Below are 19,266 nucleotides of genomic sequence, written 5' to 3' on the forward strand. Positions count from 1 at the left end.
CATGAGTGGCTAAATGGCAGCTTTGTTGCATAAGGAAAAGATAGTATAGGGATATAATCGAATTAATAAATAGTTGAAATGATACATTCTAATGAAACTAATAAATTTCGGTAACTATTTTTCCAAATGTATTTGAATAGGTTATCTTTAAATCTAGCATTAGATTTCATATTTTCGGTCTAATTAGTTCTATTAAAAAAGTTATTTTTACATGTACTCGCTTAGAACAAGAGGTGCTATACTTCTTTTTGGGAGGGGAAGAAATGAAAGATATTAAAAGGATCATCATCGCGTTAATCACTTTGTCATTTTTATTTACTACTTCACATGTATTTGCAATGGATACGGCAACTGGTGAAAAAGGAGTCGTAACGAACTTAAATGCTACTCACAAGGACCATATTGTTACACTTACATGGGATTGGAATGCGAGTGATACATACACGATTGAACGTAACGGTGAAATTCTAGATAATGAAGTATGGGGTAGAGGGGAATATAAGGATTCAAATTCAGTACAAGATGATATTACATATACTTATACGATTTGGGCAAATGGGTTTGATGATAAAAAATCTGTAACAATTACGATTGAAAAGGATACAACGGCACCACCAAATGTTATTTTAGACGATTACCCAAACATTGATAATCATTTTATTCGATTTGCATGGCAAAATCCAACATACACACCAGATTTAGAGTCTGTAGACATTTATCTGAATGGAGAATTGTTAACAAACTTGGTTACTGGTCCATTAAATGGTGGTGTTTATACTGCAAATAATTTAGAAGCAAATACTACTTATTTATTAAAAGTATGTCCAAAAGATAAATTAGGAAATGTAGTTCCATATACAGAATGTTCACAAAAAACGTTTAAAACTACGAATGAGAACAGGCCTCCAGGAGAAATTAAATATGGTAAAATCAATTATGTACAAAAAAATCTCATATATGTTATGGCGACAAGAACATATTCTAGCGATAAGTATTTGGACTTCTCTTGGTATAATCCATCAGATGCAGATTTTGTTGGAACTTATCTAACAGTGCCTAATGGGAAAAAGATTTACGTTCCAGGAAGGCCTAGTTACGATAGTTTTTATGAATACAAACCAGACACGGTATTTAAGGAACAAAAGTTTATACTTCAAACTGTAGACTATAATGGAAACATCTCAAAAGGAACAACATTAATTTGGGATAATCCATTACCACCAGGTCCTGTAACGAATGTAAAAGTTAAAGAAACGAATGGGATCGTTACAGTTTCATTTACACCACCAGTTGATCACGATTACAGCTTTACGAAAATTACTTTACCTAATAACAAGGAAATTTATTTAAATAAAGGAACAAACACTTATAGTTATAAAGGGAATCTTGTAGTTGGCCAATCTTATAATTTTTTCTTCTCTACGTCTGATGTTGATAAGTTTGCAATAGCAAGTCATTACTCACCAGATATTCCAATTACGATTACACCGAAATCTACAGTGGTTAAAAAATACTATTATTTGAAATCAGCAGCTACTCTTAGATCACTTTCGGATGGTAAAGGGAAGGTAGTAAAATCAATTCCAAAAGGAACAAAGATATACGTTATTAGCTCGGGGTATGGCCTGAAACATGACTATGTTTATGTAAAGTATCTAAACAAGTATAATGGATATATTCCAAAAACAACCGTGAAGTTTTAGGCAATGTTAAACATAAATGTTGATATTTGCGTAATGAAAAAAGACTGTTAATTGATATTATCCCTTATAGTAGACACGTAAAAAAGCCTATCTGATAAAATGGATAGGCAGTCTACTATAGGGGATTTATTAATTTAATACTGATTATATTAAAATAAAAGGTGGGGGTAATACATATTGAAATTAACACCGAAGATACTTATTCTGTACACTATACCTTTTTTAGTTACAGTGCTCTTGATTCTGTTCGATGTAGTAAAAGCGATTGAATTTACATTTACTGTCATATTTTTCTCAATTTTTTCTTTTGGTTTGCCAATATTATTACTTAGTTTACCGTATTTTTTATATTTTTATTTGGTTCAGAAATCATTTAAGTTCTCTTTCATGTCTACTTTTATGTCTGTTTAATGACATTAATTTGTATAGCAGTTTTTATTTTTGGAATAAATCATTACTACAAATCTTTTGAAAAACACTTTTATTTCTCAGTAGTAACAACACATTCATTAGAGAAAAAGTCATTAATAGCTTACAAACATGATACAAGTTTAGAAGGGAAAATAAATAGAGTTAAAAGAATAAGTGATATGAATGAAGGAGATATGGAACTGACTCAAAAAAGATTGTACATGATTGAAGTTGTTAATAAAGAGAAACCTGCTGGAAAACCCGATTATTACTTTACAAAAAGTTAGTATTACGAACGTAGTTTTGGAAAGTGGATTCGATTATATAAATAAAACTTAATGCTGTTTTGGTAGCTTTTTCTTATTAAAGTAAATGGCAGGATAGTTTAATTTAGAAGCCGAATATACAATATCAATCTAATTTAAGATAAATAAATCTGAAAAGAGGAATTGTTTAGTGAAAATACGATGGTTCGTCTATATTGTAATTGGGATTGTATTTAGTGTGTTTGATTTTTACTTTCATAGTTTTATTTCAAATGTGCTTGTTCAAGGAGAGTTTTTTTGGAAAGTGCTGACTTATGGTGTTTGGTTAGTACCAATTGTACCCATCGCACTAAATGAAGTACGAACTTCCAAATCAAAATTGATGTCCGCTTTAGCGAGTAGCTCAACGTGGCTTGTTTCAATTATTTTTTATTATTTATCCAATGCTTTTCAGCTTGGGATTATCGGAATTTCAACTAGTCCAGAAATGCATATATCTAATTACAGAGACCGATTCTTCTGGGAAAATTGGAAAAGTGTATTTTGGGATGATATTGTAGGGGGAATTGTTGAATGGAGTGACCTTGCAGTAGTAGGTGGTTTCATTGTGGGTATATCGGTTAGCTATATTTATCTTCGTCTTGAGAAACTCATAAAGTTAAAAAAGTTGACAAATGAGAATTTTTAAAATCAAAAGAGGGCTTTCCAAGTTCCTAAAATGAATCTAAAAGATACTTACATGGTAGTTGAACAAGTACGCCTCGTTTTCACGTGAAAATCTAATACAATCTAATTTTACATAAACACCGTTATCGGCAATAAAAAAAGGACTTTCAACAGGAAAGATCCTTTTTTTGCTGCTTCTTCAACTAACGCACCCTAAATGAGAAATTAGGTTTTTTCATTAATAGAAAAAGACTTATAAGTATTTATCACTAATCACTTTCATATGGTGTAACTCATGCCCGGCAATGCCATATGCAATGATACCTATCGAAACTGGGCTGTTCATTACAGTTCCATTACGATCCCACGCTGCATCATCAATGGTTGAAATAAGACTTAACGTGTTGGAGCGTACCGTGTCTAAACCAGCTAGTAGCTGCTCCCAGGATAATTTGTTGAAGTTTGCCGCAGAAACATATTGATTCTGATCCATTGCTGGGAGTGGTGCACTTTCATTTCGTGCAATGGCAAGCATTCGATACGACATCACACGTTCCGAGTCGGTCATATGCCCAATCACTTCTTTTAAAGTCCATTTCCCTGGTGCGTAAGCCTTCCTTGATGACTCCTCTGATACGCTGCTTAAGAGGGTAATGGTCTTAGTTCGTTGCTTACTAAGTATTTCTTTAATATCTCCATCTGGCACAAGACTAACATACCTAGCATGCTCCGGATTTTCAATAGATAATGGTCGTGGACGCACAAGAATCCTCCTCATCGGAATAGTTTATTATGGTTCTAGGCTAATATTCGACTGTCAAGAGGATATTTCCTTTATTTGATATTTAATTTCATTACCGCAAAATAATTGCAAATTAAACAACTTTATTATCTCTGTACAACTGATTTATGCAGTTAACATAATACAGATAATAATGGATTAATTCACTTTTTATTTCACTAAACTGCCATTTGGTGCATTAATATTTTATCATTTTCTAGTCTTACCCCACCTATTTTAAACATGAATTTCGTCAATAATGCCTGGTATAACAACAATTATTGGAGGGAATTCATTAATGTTATTATCTAAAGCATGGATAAGTTACTATAATGATAAGTTAATTGAAGGATACTCAACAACTACTCTAAAAGCATATAAAATCCAAGCAACACTATTAATAAAACACTTGGGTGATATTGAAATTACTCAAATCACTACTGATGCTTTAAAAGAGTATCTTGTAATTGTTGGAGAAAAGTTAAAACCTGCAAGTCTAGCACATCGAGTTCGTTTTATAAAATCTTTATTCCGTTGGGCTCATGAAGAGGGTGAAATTTATAATAACCCTTCCTCAAAGCTAAAAGAACCAAAAGCCGGATTTAGAATTCCTAAATTTTTAACTGTTAAGGAAATTGAACTCCTTAGTGAAGCCTGTAATACGCCAAGAGAACATGCAATAATTGAGTTTATGTATTCATCAGGATGCCGTATCGGCGAAATTGTCTTAATAAATAAAAATGATATAAATTGGTCGAATCACTCAGTAATAGTAAGAGGAAAAGGTGATAAGGAAAGAGAAGTATACTTCAATACTCGAGCTGAAATTTGGTTAGTTAGATACTTGAAAGAACGAAATGATACAGATCCTGCATTGTTTGTAACCGAAAGAGCACCTTGCCGGTTAAGTATTGCTCAAACGCGCCATATAATTAAGGAGGTTTCTTTACAGGCAGATTTTAACAAAAAGATTTCACGCCACCAACTTAGGCACAGTTACGCAACTCATTTAATGGATAACTGAGCTCCGATTAAAGTAATCCAAGTTTTTTAGGTCACGAAAAGAGTGAGACAACTCGAATATATGCGAAACTAAGTGGAAAGCAACGCCAAGATCAATATTGTAAATACTTTTAAAAGAAACTGCAATGCTCCATTTAATAACTTCTTATAAAACTGAGCATGCTGATAAGGAAAAAGGGTGTCTTATGAAATTTATCTTTTATAAAGAACTAAAAGATGTGAAAGTTAATATAAGGGCATATCCTAAACATCTTAATGGGATTTTTAAAAATTTAATGTGATAAAACTCAGTCATATCAAAGGGTGTATCCTATACAAGTAAACCAATACAACCGACACTCTACTCTAATGTCCGCATATAAAAACAGTAACGATGAAAAATTCCGCTACTACATCCTTAAACAAAAATCAGATGTATTCCATTCAATGAAGAGCTTCTTTAAACAAGAGCATGAGAAGGCAGCGAAATAATCGCTGGACAATAGATTAAAATGAATAGAGCAAATGAAAAACAGAAAAGCCCCTTATAGGGTGTTTCTGTTTTTTTTGTCATAAAGATTTAATGTTTAATCAATAGTGAAGACAGGGTTCTTATTCAATTTAGTTATAGTCATTTGGCATCATATTTGTTCAGTGTGAATGTGGATTTTTACTTCTTTTTCTGGCATTGTTAAGAAAATAACTGCGATGATGATACATATACCACCTAGTAATTGGTATACTCCGAAAGATTCCTTAAGCCAAGTAATAGAAATAATAGTTGCTACAAGTGGTTCAATACTAGATAAAATACTAGTCTCTGTTGCTGATAAATATTTTAGACTACCGATGTAGAGAAGAAAAGAAAGTGTACCGATTAAAATAATTAAAATCAGCATAGAGAATGTTGACATCGTAAAGGTTTGTGAAAATTGTTTCCATTCAAAAGAATGATTGTAAATAAATAATACAATACCTCCAATTAGCATACCCCAGCCGATAATTAGAGTCGTCCCCCATTGTTGAATAAGGGAAGTAGGATGAAGTGTATAGAAGGTAAAACCAATAGCTGTTAACAGTCCGAATAAAATAGTTTCCTTAGACATGACAATATTATGGGCTGATCCATTTGTAATAATAAAGTATGTGCCGATCAGCGCAGAGAAAATTGCTAGCACTTGCATAGTAGAAGGAAGTTTTTTATGCTGTATTGCAATATAAATAGTAATGAGAACTGGCCCTAAAAATTGGAATAGAGTAGCGGTCACAGCGTTGCTAATATGCACAGTTTCAATAAAAGCATATTGTGCGCCAAGCATCCCGAGAATAGAGAAAATGATAAGGTGTAATAGATGACGTGGTTGTTGCCAAATACGAAATATATTTTGTTTTTTTGTAAGTAAGAAACATAAAATAAAGACTCCAGCTAGTAAGAGGCGAATTACTAAATAGTCGATAGATGATATTTTCGTACGTTGAAAAAACCACTGAATTAATGGACCTGATAATCCCCATAAAGTAGCTCCTGTAAGAATCATAAATAGTCCAAGACGTCTGTTGTTTTGCATGACATGATGCTCCTTTCAAATATTGATTTTATTTGATTTACATGATAAAAAGAATTATATAAAACCTCTGGTACTATATAAAGTATCAATAATTTGTTTTATGAAGGGGTCAGATTTTATGTTAGAGTTAACACCAAATTTGAATATTGAGTCAAAAATGCCGTTGTATGTACAGTTATATGGGTATATAAAAGAAGAAATAAGAAGTGGAAAAATTCCTTCTATGACGAAGCTTCCAGCAAAAAGAAAGTTAGCAATGTATTTAGAAGTGAGTAAAAATACAGTTGAATCCGCATATGAACAACTTCTGGCAGAAGGGTATATTGAATCAGTTTCACGTAAGGGGTATTTTGTATGTGAAATTGAGCAAATGGTGCTTACAGAGAAAAAAAGAGAATTCGTTAAGGAAGTATTATACGGGGAACAGATATATAAATATGATTTTACACAGACGGGTGTAGATCCAAAGACATTTCCATTCGCTGTCTATCGGAAAATTTCAAATGAAGTATGGCAACAAGAAAATAAGGAACTTCTATTTCTTGGTCATCCTCAAGGTGAATCCAACTTGCGTGAAGAGATTGCGAAATATTTATATGAATCAAGAGGTGTTAGATGTTCAGCAAGTCAAATTGTAATAGGAGCTGGAACCCAATTTTTAATAAGAATCTTGTTTCAATTACTAAAGGGAAAGCATTTTGCAGTTGAAAATCCAGGGTATCATCGAAAGTTGGTGGTTTTTGAGAAGGGAGAAGAAAATGTTCAAATGATCCCACTTGATGAGGATGGGATTTCTATTGCAGCTATAGAATCTAGCAAAGCGAAAGTTATTTTCGTTACCCCGTCTCACCAATTTCCTTGTGGAATGATTATGCCAATTAAAAGAAGAGGACAGCTATTACAATGGGCACAAGAGGAGCATGGACGTTATATTATTGAAGATGATTATGACAGTGAATTTCGTTATTCTGGAAAACCGATTCCAGCATTGCAGGGGCTTGATACAGAGGGAAACGTAATTTACATGGGTACATTTTCAAAAGCTTTACTCCCATCATTACGAATGAGTTATATGGTGTTGCCAAAACAGCTAATTAGTTTGTATCATTCACAATATTTATTCTTCACACAAAGTGTTTCAAGAATTGATCAAGAAATCATTAGAAGATTTTTAAACGAAGGACATTGGGAAAAACATATTCATAAAATGCGAGTTGTATACAGAAAAAAGAGAGATGTACTTGTTTCGGCGATAGAAAGGTACTTTTCTAATAAAGTGGAAGTGATAGGAGAAGACTCTGGCTTACATATTTTATTAAAAGTTCACAATGGAATGTTAGAAGAAGAGTTAATAAAAAGGGCGGCTGAAAATAGTATTAAAGTATATCCAGTTTCAATGTATTATAGCGAAGGGAATAATCCCAAAAATACAGTGTTACTTGGATTTGCTATTTTATCAGAGGCTGAGATTGAAGAGGCTATTCGATTGTTATACAATTCATGGTTCAAAATATTGAAATAAAAAATGGTTAATAGGGAAAACGGACATTAAATGAACATTTATTTAAAACTTCAGAGTTTTTTGTTTTTGTAAAATAATTTATTCTTTTTTGTGCTATAATTTTAGAGTGAGATTGTAATCTATGCATCTTAGAATTTCTAAAAGGAGCAAAATTTTTAAAATGAAATGGTTAATTGTATTTGGACCAGTAATAGAATTAGTATTATATGCGATAGTTTCTAAGTTTTGGGTAAGTGATTTTAAAGAAATAAAACCAATAATTGTTTTGCAAATAGTACTTTACACTTTTCTTATTACACCATTATTACTTTGGGGATATATGTTAAAGCACTAATAAATATAAGTATGCATACTAACGATAATTAGAGAAGTATGCTTTTTTTATCTTTATTTTTCTTGGCCTATTGGAATGTTATAGAACTAATCATATAAACAGAAAAGCCCTTATAGGGTTTTTCTGTTTTTTATCAAGAATCATTCCTTCCAAAATTGTTCCAGTAGAATAACAATCATAGTACCTACAAGTAATCCATTACTTAAAACATATTTGAAGGTAGATGGTATTCCGCTAAATGCACTTTCTGGAAGAAACATAATACCTAAACTAATTAATAATGAAATTCCTACGATCGTTAATCGATGTTGATTTAATTCTTCACGTAAAATTGATTGAAATGAAATTCCGATCATTTGGACAAATGTTGCTAAGAGAGCGGCATTTGCAATAGGACCTGGTAGTAAGGATATAAAGCCTACAAAAGAGGGAATAAAAGAAATTCCAGCTAATATGAGATTTGCTATAAGGAATGGCTTCACTTTTTTTTGACCTGTTAGTTGAATAAATCCTGCTGATGCAGGCAATGGTACAACACCAATTGTAGAGAACAACGACGTGAAAACATGTGATATACCTCCGACCCATATACCCCGATTCAATGTTTGTCTTTCATTTTCTTTCGATAGTGGAGCCACTTGTTTTACAGCCGAAATAGCAGCAATTGTATTTGCAACTAATAAGAATGTAAATAAAGTGACAGATAGCGTAATCCCAATATCTAACTTAGGCATGCCCCAAGCAAATATCTTTGGAAGCTTAACTAAAGGTGTATGAGAAGGAAGATGGGACGATTTTTCAAATATAGCATATAAAAGCCAACCAATTGAAATTCCAAGTAACACAGCGTAACTTTTCATCCATCCTTTTCCTTTAATTGATAAAAAAGTAATAAAGGCAAAAACAAAGAGCGCAATAGTAGCTAATGTATAATTAGGCTGAGTTACAGTTCCTTGTATTCCCATCATGCCTTTTAGTAACACACCACTAAGCTGAAGAGCTAAGGTTAAAAGAAATGTTCCGGTAACTAAAGGGGTAAATAAATGTAGAATTCGATGCACAAGTCCTGTTATCCCAAGAACGAATAGTAATAGACCTGCGATAATTAATCCACCTTCTAAAAGTTGTAGAACATTTTTTGCACTTTGTCCTTGATGCATAGCTACTTGACCTAATATGACAAATATACTTACCCATGAACCTGCTGGGCCATCCGCAATGGGATAGCGATGCCCTAACCATGCTTGTAAAAATGAACTTACTCCCACAACAAAAAAAGTACGCTGCATTAAAGTTGAGATGTCTTCAATTGATAAATGGAATAAGCCACCAATAATGATTGGCAATGCAATTGCATTGGCTAATAGAAACACAAACCACTGTAAGATACTAAAGCTAGTATCAACATATTTATTATTCATACTAAACTCCCTTGCTTAAAAAAGAACCTCATAGAAAAAATCCATCTTTTCTATAGTGGTAGATTAAAAAGGATGGATTTCTTATTTTTATAAGGCGTAAGCTTATTTTAATAGATATACAATTTTATAATTTACCATTTACGATAAGGTAAGAATTTACCATTAAGCGTTAGGATTACACGGTCACCATTTGGATCTTCTTTTTTCTCCACACCTAGTTCGAAATCAATTGCACTCATGATACCTTCACCAACTTTTTCTTGAATTAATTCTTTAATAGTTGGTCCGTACACTAATAGCATCTCATATAAACGATATAAGATTGGGTCAGTAGGCGGCATTTGCATTGCAGCACCTCTATGTGGAATAATCGTTAATGCTTGAACTACTTCTTCATCTAATTCTAATAGTTTAGCCATTTTTTCTGCTTCTGGACGTGTCATTGTAGCTTGACCTAATAATGCTGTTACAACCCAAGACTCAGAGTTCTCACTTATTTTTGAAATTTCCTCCCATGTTAAACCTTTTGCAATTTTTGCTTCCATAATTTTTTGCGTAGCTGCATTTCTATTCATATCGATTAACTTCCTTCCAATTAATTAATACTAATTAATTTTTAACGTCATTTAATGTTTTATAACCATCAACTAATAAATCTAATTTACCTGTGTGAGGATCAATAGCTAAACCATGGACAGGAAGATCTTTAGGTATAAATGGATGATTTCTTACTAAATCAATATTAGCTTGAATTGAATCGTTGACATGATCAAATCCAAATAACCACTTTTCAAGGTCAATTCCAGCATATTCGATCGCTGAGAAAATTTCTGGTGAAGATACTCCACGGTCCAATATTTTTTGAAGTGTTCCTTTTGGATTACTTTGACTCATTCCACATGCATGGTGTCCAATAATATAAATTTCTTCTGCATTTAATTCATATACAGCTGTTACAACACTTCGCATGATACTACCAAAGGCATCTGTAATCGTACCACCTGCATTTTTGATGATTTTTGCATCACCATTGTGTAAATCCAAAGCTTTTGGAAGTAGCTCAATTAAACGAGCATCCATGCAAGAGATAACAACCATACGCTTTTGGGGTATTTTTGTTGCTTCATAAGGTAGGTATCCCTTGTTTTGTACAAATTGTTCATTGTACGCTAAAATTTCTTGTAATAACATGTTTAAAACCACCTTTAAATTTAGATGTCTTTCTTAGTTGTGACCTCTAAGTAATGTGATGTAAGAGGATAAACTAAGTATAGTGAATTGTATTGATAAGCAGAATAAGTTGACGAAACACTATCTGACTATCTACTTTCATGATGAAAGGATTGATTTATATCATTGATCAAACAGATTTTGAGATACTTAAATTATTAGGAGAACACTCAAGAATTCAATGGAAAGAGCTTGGGCAAAAAATACATATGACAGGGCAGGCTGTAGGAAATCGCATTCGAAGACTAGAGGATTTAGGGATTATTGAACAATATACAATCGCGATAAACCGAATCAAATTAGGACAAATCGTCACTGCATTTGTTACTGTGTTCGTAAAAACAGCTAATCATCAAGCTTTTAAGATTTTCTTTCAAGAAGAAGAGGCAGTTTCTGAGGTGCATCGTACAAGTGGTGAAGGATGCTATTTATTAAAAACGCATTTTTCTTCCAATGAAGAATTGGATACATTTCTAGAAAGATTATTAGAGTACGGGAATTATCGTGTGAACCTATCAATAGGAAAGCTAAAATAAAGCTAATTTTTATTTGTAAACTGTCAAAAATTAATGAACTATGCCATAGATCGAAATGAAGTATGAATAGAACCAAGCAAAACCAAAAAAAGCCCGATAAAAGGCTTTTCTGGTTTTGTAATGTAAATAAATGATTGCTAAACTTTACTTGGTTTAACGGTCATAAAATAATCCCACTTGTATACATAATTACTTTTGTATTGACCTCAAAGGGAACTTTTGAATAGTCCTTTTCCCAATTTAACTTCTTCCAAGTATCCGGATGATAAGCCATTATATATCTACCAATCCCTAATGCATCACAATTTGATTCTTGAAGAATGCTAATTACTTCTTTTAGCTCCTTTTCGATATTTTTAGCAATTTTGTTTTCTACTTCCCTTTTCTTGATATTACTAGCCAGATCCGCGCCAGTATACTCAGTTAAATCAATCTTTAATTTTAAATCAATTTTTACTTTAGGTCGATTTCCACTTTTGATTTGTAGGTTTCTTTTTATACGTTTTATTTTAAAAGAAACAATCCCATTTTTTCTCCCCAATGGTTCCGTTAAACTCATCGTATTACTTTTTTGGTCCTTCAGTAATAACAATAATTTTGACTGTTTATTATTTAGTACTTTGCCAGTAAATAGATGGTTTTCTAAAAGTGCCACACCTTTAATCTTAATTGTTTCGTCTTCTGTTTTTTCTAAATAAGGTAGGACTAAATCAATACCTGGATCATCCATTTTTTTGTAAACAGTTTCTTGCGTTTCTTTTGGAATAACAGAAATATTTTCACCGGCTTCAAGCATTTCTGACAGTGATTCACTAATGAAAATATCTTTATATGTTTTCATTTCAATGATGCTAGAAGCCTGTCCTTTTACAATTGCAACTCTTGAAGTTAGCGTGCTTCGAATAAATCGGAAATAATTATCAAAATAAGGATACAAATTATTTTTTGCAAGATCTTCGCCTAAAAGCATAACTAGTAGTTTGTTAGATGAAAAATTACCAGGTATTTGATAATCAATATTGTTACGTATATCTCTTACAGACATTCCCTGCTCACTGACCATATAATTGATATTTTCAGTTTGGTCACCTTTGGAAATGCTAGTTCTGATGCTTACTGTTCCTTTAACCTTACCTTTTGGAAGTTGGTCAAATCCAGCGCCCAGTACTAGTGCAGAATCTTTTAATGAGTGCTGGTCCCAGCATCCTGTTAATAAAAAGATTAATAAAAAAGGAATGTAATGATATTTTTTCATGACAATTTAACTTCCTTACTTTTAATCTTAAATAAAAGGGAGATTAACAATACAAACGACGGAATCGCAAGTATAAAAATAAAACTTGAAAAAGATATAATTTTAAGTAAAGTTTCGTAAAAACCTTTTACAGTAGGTATAAAATTGCCAATTAAAAAGATTACTATACAAATTGTAAGTACGGATGAAGTATGATTTCGATTTTTTCCTAATAAGTTCGAAATACCAACATTAGCTAAGTTTAGATATGACACATAAGAAGAGGCAATTATGATAAACCAGACTGATAGAAATAATAAATCTAGTCGCTCTAATTCTTTGAAAAAGGATAATGTTTTAAACAAATAGATTGTTGGTTCTGGGATTGACTTCATCTCCTTATCACTAAAGAATACAAAACATAAAATCACAGTGAAAAGATTAATGATCGTAATAAACAATATAGAAAAAATGGTACTTTTTATTTTTTTACTATGAGGTTCTTTTACAAATGGGTAGAGCACTAAAAGGCATTCAAAGCCATGTAAGAAATAATAAGATAGATAACTACCTTTTAAAATATGAGAAAAATTAACATGGGCAATTGGTAATAAATATTTAAAATCCACCTGTTGAAATGCTTCTATACTAAAAAAGAAAATGACTAAAAACGCCCAAAAAGATAACTGGAAAAAACGGGCCTGTGTTCGAATGGTTTCTTTCCCTAAGTAAACTCCAATGATCAATAGGAGGAGCAGGATACCCCAAGCTGGTGAGTTTGGAAAAACCCATTTACTAAAAACAAATAGATAAAATTGATTAATTAAATAAGCTGTAAATAAAAAATACAAAATATAACTAATCTTTACTATTCCGCCAATCCACTTACCAAAAAAAAATGTACAAATATCAAATATGGTTAAATTTGGAAATCGTTTAAGTAAAAATGAGTATAGAAATACAGTACTAATTGAAAATAAACAAGAAAATAAGATAGAAATCCATCCATCATGAGCACTTTCCTTATATAAATAACTTGGTAATGTAAATATTCCTACATTCATTTGTACGATAACCAAATAAAAAAATAATTGAAAGGATGAAATGGTCTCGTTTTTCTTAATTTTCATTTTTTCCATCCCTTCATTCCTTTAGATTGAATAGTATCAATAGGCTGTGCATTTGTCGGTCTTGTTTTCATTTTCCAGCTTGGCACTCTAATTAATGCATCTTTTAGATCTTTTACTCGAATCGGTGCAAGGGGTGAAAAGTATGGAGTACCAAACGACTCGAGCTTTACAATATGAATAAAAATAAGCATTAAACCGAATATAATTCCTACAAATCCATAGATTGATGCCAATATAATCATTGGAAAACTTAATAGTCGAAGTGAAAAGCTCATTTCATGTGTAGGAATAACAAATGAAGCAACTGCTGTAATTGCAAGAACTACAATCATTGTATTTGATACTAAATTTGCTTCAACAATTGCAGTGCCAATAACGAGGCCACCTACAATACCAATAGTTTGTGCAATCGGACTAGGTAGTCGAATTGACGCTTCTCTTAATAATTCCAAGAACAACTGCATAATTAAAGCTTCAACAAATGGAGAAAATGGTACGTATTCAATGCTGTTTTGAATGGTAGATACTAGTTCATATGGGAGAATTTCATAGCTAAATGAAACGATTGCTATATAAACTGCAGGTAAAGTAATGCTGAGAAAAAAACAAAATAGTCTAATGAGTCTTAGAAAAGTACCAATTAAAACTCGACCATTATAGTCATCGGGAGTTTGGAAAAACGTAAAAAAAGAAGCTGGCATAATTGAAACCGTTGGACTTCCTTCAACAATTACGCAAATTTTCCCGTCATATAAATTAGAAATAACTCGGTCAGGACGCTCCGTTTCTAGAATTTGTGGAAATGGTGAAAGTGAACTATCCTCAATAAATTCTTCTAACTTACCAGTTGTTAAGTTATTTTCAAGTTGAATAGAGTTAATACGGATTTTAACAATTTCTAGAATATCTTTATTTACGATATTATCTAAATATAAAATTCCAACATTGGTACCAGGATCTCCAATCGGTAAAACTTCTATTTTTAAATCTGTGCTTCTAATTCTACTTCTTAGAAAATTAATATTTTTATTTAGGCTCTCAACAAAACCGTCATGAGAACCTGAAACAACTTTTTCATTTGTAGGCTCACTTGTCGATCTCACTTCGAATAAAACAGTATCTATGATAAAGGCTTCGTTTGAACCATCAACTAACAATATCGTATTTCCATCCGTAAGAGCCTCTTGTATTTCGTTCAAACAATTAGCTGTCGAAATAGTTGAAACAGGTAGATCGGTCATGATATTTCCATGTTTGATATTTAAAAGTACTTTAATAATTTTTTCATTAATAATATCTTTATTTGAAATAGTATCAATAAAAGCAATACATAGTGGTCTATTATTGAAAGTAATCTTTCTTGTTTTAAAATCAAAAACATTAGAAAACTTATCTTTTAATTTTTCTAAATTACTATTCACGTCTTTAGAAATAGTAATTGTTGGTTGTGTTTTCAATAATATTCCACCTCCTGTCGTATATTGTTTGTAAAATAGAAAAACATATTCATTGGTCAGATTAAGAAATTGAATGATTATAAATAAAGAAAAGGGCTATCTCATAGGTCAGATTAACTGACACGTGAGAGCCCTATTTTTGATTGGAATAATAAAGTAGTGTGCACAAGCACAAGTGGAAGGTATTTTAATAGCCCTTTTTATTTTTATTTGTTATGTTCGATCTTTTTATAGATAATTAGCAGATTTTTATCAAATTTTTATTCAGTATAGAGTTATTTCCAGTTCGGGTTTAATTCACTACGAAAGTGAGAGGAAAACTTCATTCTTCTATATCAACAGGTGAATGAATCTGATCTTTGTACAAATCAAAATATAGTTGACCATTAGTTCCACGAACACAATATGAAACATCATCTAATTTCAAGCCTCGCTTGGCTATTTCAGTAACAATCCAATCCTTTGTTAGGTGGTTTTGAGTGATATTTTTATCAATAATTTGACCATCCATAATGATTTCAATAGGGAAATCTGATTGGGAAGGACTAGAAATCCCCAAATCTTCTCTTGTTACAAAACGATATAAGGGTTTCTTTAATAGAGATAAATGTCCGTCAGGTTCAAAAATAGCGTATTCTACTTCATCAATATCAAATATATCTCTTCTTCTTAGTGCTTGATTTAATGAATCCATTGTAACTTTTAATTTTTCTATGTTTTTTTCAAGTATTTTTCCATCTTGTATGACAACAGTAGGCTGTCCATTGAATAATGCTCTAGCTTTTTTATTTTTTAATGAAACTAAAGTAGCAAGGAATAAAAACGTACTGAAGATTATTAATGCAATGATATAGTTACTGAAATGGATGGAAGTATTAAACGCCAAGTTACCTGCAATAGATCCTAGTGTAATTGAAGTAATATAATCATGATAAGTCATTTTTGAAATAGTTTGCTTACCAAGAATATGGGTAATACAAATAAGTAAAACGAATGCTGAAAGTGTTCGTATTATGACATCAAAAGTTTCCATCACTACCCTCGCCTTTAACCTATTTCTTACTATATTTTTACATAAAAAATTTAGATAATACGTAAAAGTAAATTCTTTTGTAAAGTAATTAAACTTAAAAGACCTTTTTTGCCTCTACATAAATTTACCTCAGTTGGTAAAAATGTTATTAACTTAGGAATGGTATTACAACAGACTGATAAGTAGTTTGAAAAGCAATAACCATTTCCATTTCAAGCATGAAACGCTTGGAAGTGTAATAAATCATTCTTATGGAATAATTCGAATTGAAGGGTTTCAAATCCAATTATTATTTCAAGGTTATTTCTACTAAGGAGAGCTTTAAATGGAACACGGATTGTTAGAAGTTTCAAACGTGATTATAGGAGAATTCTTAATATTACTCTTAATTGGTGTGATATCCTGGTTGGCTGCAAATAAATTTAATAAACCCTACACAATATTCCTAGTCATTATTGGTTTAGTAATTGGTATTTTGAATATTGATTTTTTAGATAAAATTGCTGATTTATTTACGAATAGTGAGAATTTTTCATTGATTGTTCTTAGTATTTTTTTGCCTTCACTTCTTGGAGAGGCATCGATGAAGTTTGAATATAAGGAAATAAAAAAATACAAAAATGAAATTATAAGTTTAGCTCTATTAAGCACATTTATAACATTTGTACTTGTAGCTTTTGCCTTGATTTATATTTGTAAGTTACCAGTAGTAGTATCTTTTACGATAGCTTCTCTTATGTGTGCAACTGATCCTATATCGGTAATGGGAATGTTTAAGATATACAATGTAAAGAAAAGTATTGCGGCTAGTTTAGAAGGAGAAAGTCTGTTTAATGATGGAATAGCAGTTGTGTTTTTTAAAATATCTACAGTATTCCTATTAAGTTATATTAACATGGGATTATCAGGTATTGGTGCTGGTATTTTATTATTCTTCAAAGTTGTTCTTATTGGAACAGTTATCGGGTTAATTTTAGGATTTTTAGCTTCATACACGATTAGTTTTGTAGATAATTACCCTCTTGAAACAATGGTTTCTTTTTTACTTTTTTATGGTAGTTATCTAATTTCAGAGCATTTCCATGGAAGTGGCGTAATCGCAGTTGTAATTGGAGGCATTGTATTTGGAAATTATGGAAAGAAAATTGGAATGAGTGCGGTAACCGAAGATTACATCGCAAGTTTTTGGGACATCGTATCGTTTGTCGGAAATACGATTTTATTCCTACTAATTGGTTTAGTAGTTTATCGATTAGATGTATTTTCAAATTGGAAAGTTTCTTTTTTAACGATATTAATTGTATTAATCGCAAGAACAATTGCAGTAACTATTAGTCTGATAAAAATAAATACTTTTACAAATATTGAAAAGTTTCTTATTAACTGGGGTGGGTTAAAAGGTGCATTGTCAATTGCACTGGCACTAACTTTGCCTGCTGAATTTCCATATAGAGAAAACATCTTGCTAATTGTCTATGCAAATGTAGTCTTTTCATTGTTGATTCAAGGATTGAGTATCCCACGAGTAATAATGTATATAAAAAATAAAGAAAAAGTTAGACAATAGGATTTCTTTTATGTGGCAAGTGGAAACGTTCATGTGATTGGTAAAATTTTCAATGTTAGAAACAGATCAAAGTTCTGATGCTATTGATCGATATAAGAGGCTGTCCCAGTTGCGAACAGACTATTGATAAGGTATATCTTGTAAGTATGTCTTAATGCTATCAGTGAACAAGAAATATTTTCAGTGTTCCAACAAAGTATGAAAAGAAAAGTAGGGAAATAAACCGGAATATCCCGATAGAGGGTTATTCTATTTTTTTGTTTTTATAAATGTTCAGTAGAAAGGACCATATCTAACTACTGGTATCCAAGTTGAAGAAGGTATTTTACAATATATAACGAACTCCCAATAATAACCTATATAAAAATTGGGGGTAATTATAGTAAATCAAAATGAAATTTATAGTAGTGAACAAACTAAGAATAGTATTATCGAGCAACTTAGGAACGCCGGTTGCGTTTTTGCAGAAGAAGAAGCTCAGCTTCTCATTTCTGAAGCTGATACTTTGGAAGAACTTTTAACAATGGTAAATCTTCGAGTAACTGGTTCACCATTAGAATACATCCTAGGCTGGGCGGAGTTTTATGGCAATAGGATTGTAGTAGTCCCAGGTGTCTTCGTTCCTCGCCGTCGGACAGAGTTTCTTGCTCAAAAGGCTATTGAATTGTCTGTACCTGGAGTCAAAGTGGTTGATCTTTGTTGTGGATCTGGTGCAGTGGGTGTAGCTATTTCCATGGCTGTGGGATTGGTTTCGTTGTATGCGGTTGATATTGATCCTACTGCAGTTCAGTGTGCCAAGTGCAATGTTTCTAAACTAGGTGGTCTTGTATATGAAGGTGATCTTTATAATCCATTGCCATCTCAATTACTTGGGAATGTTGATATTATAGTGGCGAACGCACCATATGTTCCAACTGAGGCAATAACGTCTCTCCCTCAGGAGGCACGTCTTTATGAGCCAAAAGTCGCACTTGATGGTGGTATGGATGGAAATGATATTCATCGAAAAGTGGCAGAAAAAGCGTCTTTCTGGTTAGCTTCAGGCGGGCATTTATTAATAGAGACAAGTAAAATTCAGGCTCCTCAAACAGTTAAAATCTTTACTCAATGTGGACTAATAGCCGGGTTAGCACACAATAGTGAATTGGACGCCACAGTTGTAATTGGTACGAAACCGCCATTATAGATTAATTAAAAAACAACCAGTGAAGCCCCGTTATGGGTTACTCTGGTTGTTTTTAGTAGCAAAGCTTATTTTTTGTTCGACTTTTTTGCTAAATTCTGTAGTTGACTTTGAGGCTCAGTTGAAAATTCAACGTCTTTTCCGTATCCTTGTGGATTAACACTTGGAGCTTTTTGTCCTCTTCCAGATGATTTTTTACTCATGTGCTTCACCTCCAAGGTT

General features: G+C 32.1%; 19 protein-coding genes and 1 pseudogene. 10 read left to right on the forward strand and 10 right to left on the reverse strand.

Translation table 11 applies throughout. The features are described from left to right. The first annotated feature begins 263 nt into the window (after window positions 1-263). From COI44_RS06095 to COI44_RS06105, 3 genes are all read left to right on the forward strand, one after another. A complete protein-coding gene (locus COI44_RS06095; RefSeq protein WP_098427120.1) occupies window positions 264-1,703 on the forward strand; it encodes a hypothetical protein in 1,440 nt (479 codons plus the stop codon). A 410-nt stretch (window positions 1,704-2,113) separates the two neighbouring features. Then, complete coding sequence (locus COI44_RS06100; protein ID WP_098427121.1) at window positions 2,114-2,401, forward strand: hypothetical protein; 288 nt, start codon at window positions 2,114-2,116, stop codon at window positions 2,399-2,401. Between the two features lie 169 nt (window positions 2,402-2,570). Continuing rightward, window positions 2,571-3,068 carry a hypothetical protein gene (locus COI44_RS06105; protein WP_098427122.1) on the forward strand — a complete coding sequence of 166 codons (498 nt, stop codon included), beginning with the start codon at window positions 2,571-2,573 and terminating at the stop codon, window positions 3,066-3,068. Window positions 3,069-3,299: 231 nt separating this feature from the next. Here the strand turns inward: COI44_RS06105 and COI44_RS06110 are convergent, their stop codons facing one another. Further along, complete coding sequence (locus COI44_RS06110) at window positions 3,300-3,809, reverse strand: DinB family protein (RefSeq protein ID WP_098427123.1); 510 nt, start codon at window positions 3,807-3,809, stop codon at window positions 3,300-3,302. 316 nt (window positions 3,810-4,125) lie between these two features. Here COI44_RS06110 and COI44_RS06115 point away from each other — a divergent pair, with 316 nt between their 5' ends. Both COI44_RS06115 and COI44_RS06120 read left to right on the forward strand, forming a co-directional pair. Further along, the gene (locus COI44_RS06115; RefSeq protein WP_353616005.1) at window positions 4,126-4,851 is read left to right on the forward strand and encodes a tyrosine-type recombinase/integrase; all 726 of its coding nucleotides are present in this window, start codon (window positions 4,126-4,128) and stop codon (window positions 4,849-4,851) included. A 314-nt stretch (window positions 4,852-5,165) separates the two neighbouring features. Further along, window positions 5,166-5,321: pseudogene (locus COI44_RS06120) on the forward strand (sporulation protein YhbH); the annotation flags it as partial. A gap of 149 nt (window positions 5,322-5,470) precedes the next feature. Here COI44_RS06120 and COI44_RS06125 read toward each other — a convergent pair. Further along, window positions 5,471-6,397 carry a DMT family transporter gene (locus COI44_RS06125; RefSeq protein ID WP_098427124.1) on the reverse strand — a complete coding sequence of 309 codons (927 nt, stop codon included), beginning with the start codon at window positions 6,395-6,397 and terminating at the stop codon, window positions 5,471-5,473. A 118-nt stretch (window positions 6,398-6,515) separates the two neighbouring features. Here COI44_RS06125 and pdxR point away from each other — a divergent pair, with 118 nt between their 5' ends. Together pdxR and COI44_RS24040 are read left to right on the forward strand one after the other, a co-directional pair. Further along, window positions 6,516-7,919, forward strand: a complete 1,404-nt coding sequence (pdxR, locus tag COI44_RS06130) for a MocR-like pyridoxine biosynthesis transcription factor PdxR (RefSeq protein ID WP_098427125.1) — start codon at window positions 6,516-6,518, stop codon at window positions 7,917-7,919. Between the two features lie 160 nt (window positions 7,920-8,079). Further along, the gene (locus COI44_RS24040; RefSeq protein WP_179887026.1) at window positions 8,080-8,253 is read left to right on the forward strand and encodes a hypothetical protein; all 174 of its coding nucleotides are present in this window, start codon (window positions 8,080-8,082) and stop codon (window positions 8,251-8,253) included. Window positions 8,254-8,393: 140 nt separating this feature from the next. Here the strand turns inward: COI44_RS24040 and COI44_RS06135 are convergent, their stop codons facing one another. The 3 genes from COI44_RS06135 to COI44_RS06145 all read right to left on the reverse strand — a co-directional run bounded on the left by COI44_RS06135 (window position 8,394) and on the right by COI44_RS06145 (window position 10,865). After that, entirely contained in the window at window positions 8,394-9,674 is a 1,281-nt protein-coding gene (locus COI44_RS06135) for a purine/pyrimidine permease (protein WP_098427126.1), read from the reverse strand. A gap of 131 nt (window positions 9,675-9,805) precedes the next feature. Continuing rightward, window positions 9,806-10,249, reverse strand: a complete 444-nt coding sequence (gene cynS / locus COI44_RS06140; protein ID WP_098427127.1) for a cyanase — start codon at window positions 10,247-10,249, stop codon at window positions 9,806-9,808. A gap of 34 nt (window positions 10,250-10,283) precedes the next feature. After that, window positions 10,284-10,865 (reverse strand): beta-class carbonic anhydrase, encoded by a 582-nt coding sequence (locus COI44_RS06145; RefSeq protein WP_098427128.1) that lies wholly within the window; start codon window positions 10,863-10,865, stop codon window positions 10,284-10,286. Window positions 10,866-11,008: 143 nt separating this feature from the next. Between COI44_RS06145 and COI44_RS06150 the strand changes: the two genes are divergently transcribed. Then, entirely contained in the window at window positions 11,009-11,440 is a 432-nt protein-coding gene (locus COI44_RS06150) for an Lrp/AsnC family transcriptional regulator (RefSeq protein WP_098427285.1), read from the forward strand. A gap of 160 nt (window positions 11,441-11,600) precedes the next feature. Here the strand turns inward: COI44_RS06150 and COI44_RS06155 are convergent, their stop codons facing one another. From COI44_RS06155 to COI44_RS06170, 4 genes are all read right to left on the reverse strand, one after another. Further along, entirely contained in the window at window positions 11,601-12,695 is a 1,095-nt protein-coding gene (locus tag COI44_RS06155) for a Ger(x)C family spore germination protein (RefSeq protein WP_098427129.1), read from the reverse strand. Next, window positions 12,692-13,804, reverse strand: a complete 1,113-nt coding sequence (locus COI44_RS06160) for a GerAB/ArcD/ProY family transporter (RefSeq protein ID WP_179887027.1) — start codon at window positions 13,802-13,804, stop codon at window positions 12,692-12,694. The genes COI44_RS06155 and COI44_RS06160 overlap by 4 nt, the downstream gene beginning before the upstream one ends. Further along, a complete protein-coding gene (locus COI44_RS06165; RefSeq protein ID WP_179887028.1) occupies window positions 13,801-15,261 on the reverse strand; it encodes a spore germination protein in 1,461 nt (486 codons plus the stop codon). Before COI44_RS06165 ends, COI44_RS06160 begins: the two co-directional genes overlap by 4 nt. A 322-nt stretch (window positions 15,262-15,583) precedes the next feature. Beyond that, a complete protein-coding gene (locus COI44_RS06170; RefSeq protein ID WP_098427132.1) occupies window positions 15,584-16,294 on the reverse strand; it encodes a DUF421 domain-containing protein in 711 nt (236 codons plus the stop codon). A gap of 325 nt (window positions 16,295-16,619) precedes the next feature. On the opposite strand from COI44_RS06170, the gene COI44_RS06175 reads away from it, so the two are divergent. Both COI44_RS06175 and COI44_RS06180 read left to right on the forward strand, forming a co-directional pair. After that, window positions 16,620-17,861 carry a cation:proton antiporter gene (locus COI44_RS06175; protein WP_098427133.1) on the forward strand — a complete coding sequence of 414 codons (1,242 nt, stop codon included), beginning with the start codon at window positions 16,620-16,622 and terminating at the stop codon, window positions 17,859-17,861. Between the two features lie 376 nt (window positions 17,862-18,237). After that, on the forward strand, window positions 18,238-19,047 hold the full coding sequence (locus COI44_RS06180; protein ID WP_483295466.1) for a putative protein N(5)-glutamine methyltransferase: 810 nt from the start codon (window positions 18,238-18,240) through the stop codon (window positions 19,045-19,047). Window positions 19,048-19,112: 65 nt separating this feature from the next. On the opposite strand, the gene COI44_RS06185 is transcribed toward COI44_RS06180, so the two are convergent. After that, window positions 19,113-19,247 (reverse strand): small, acid-soluble spore protein L, encoded by a 135-nt coding sequence (locus COI44_RS06185; protein WP_098427134.1) that lies wholly within the window; start codon window positions 19,245-19,247, stop codon window positions 19,113-19,115. Between the last annotated feature and the right edge of the window lie 19 nt (window positions 19,248-19,266).

The sequence above is a fragment of the Bacillus sp. AFS088145 genome, from assembly GCF_002564465.1.
GTDB lineage: Bacteria > Bacillota > Bacilli > Bacillales > Bacillaceae_G > Gottfriedia.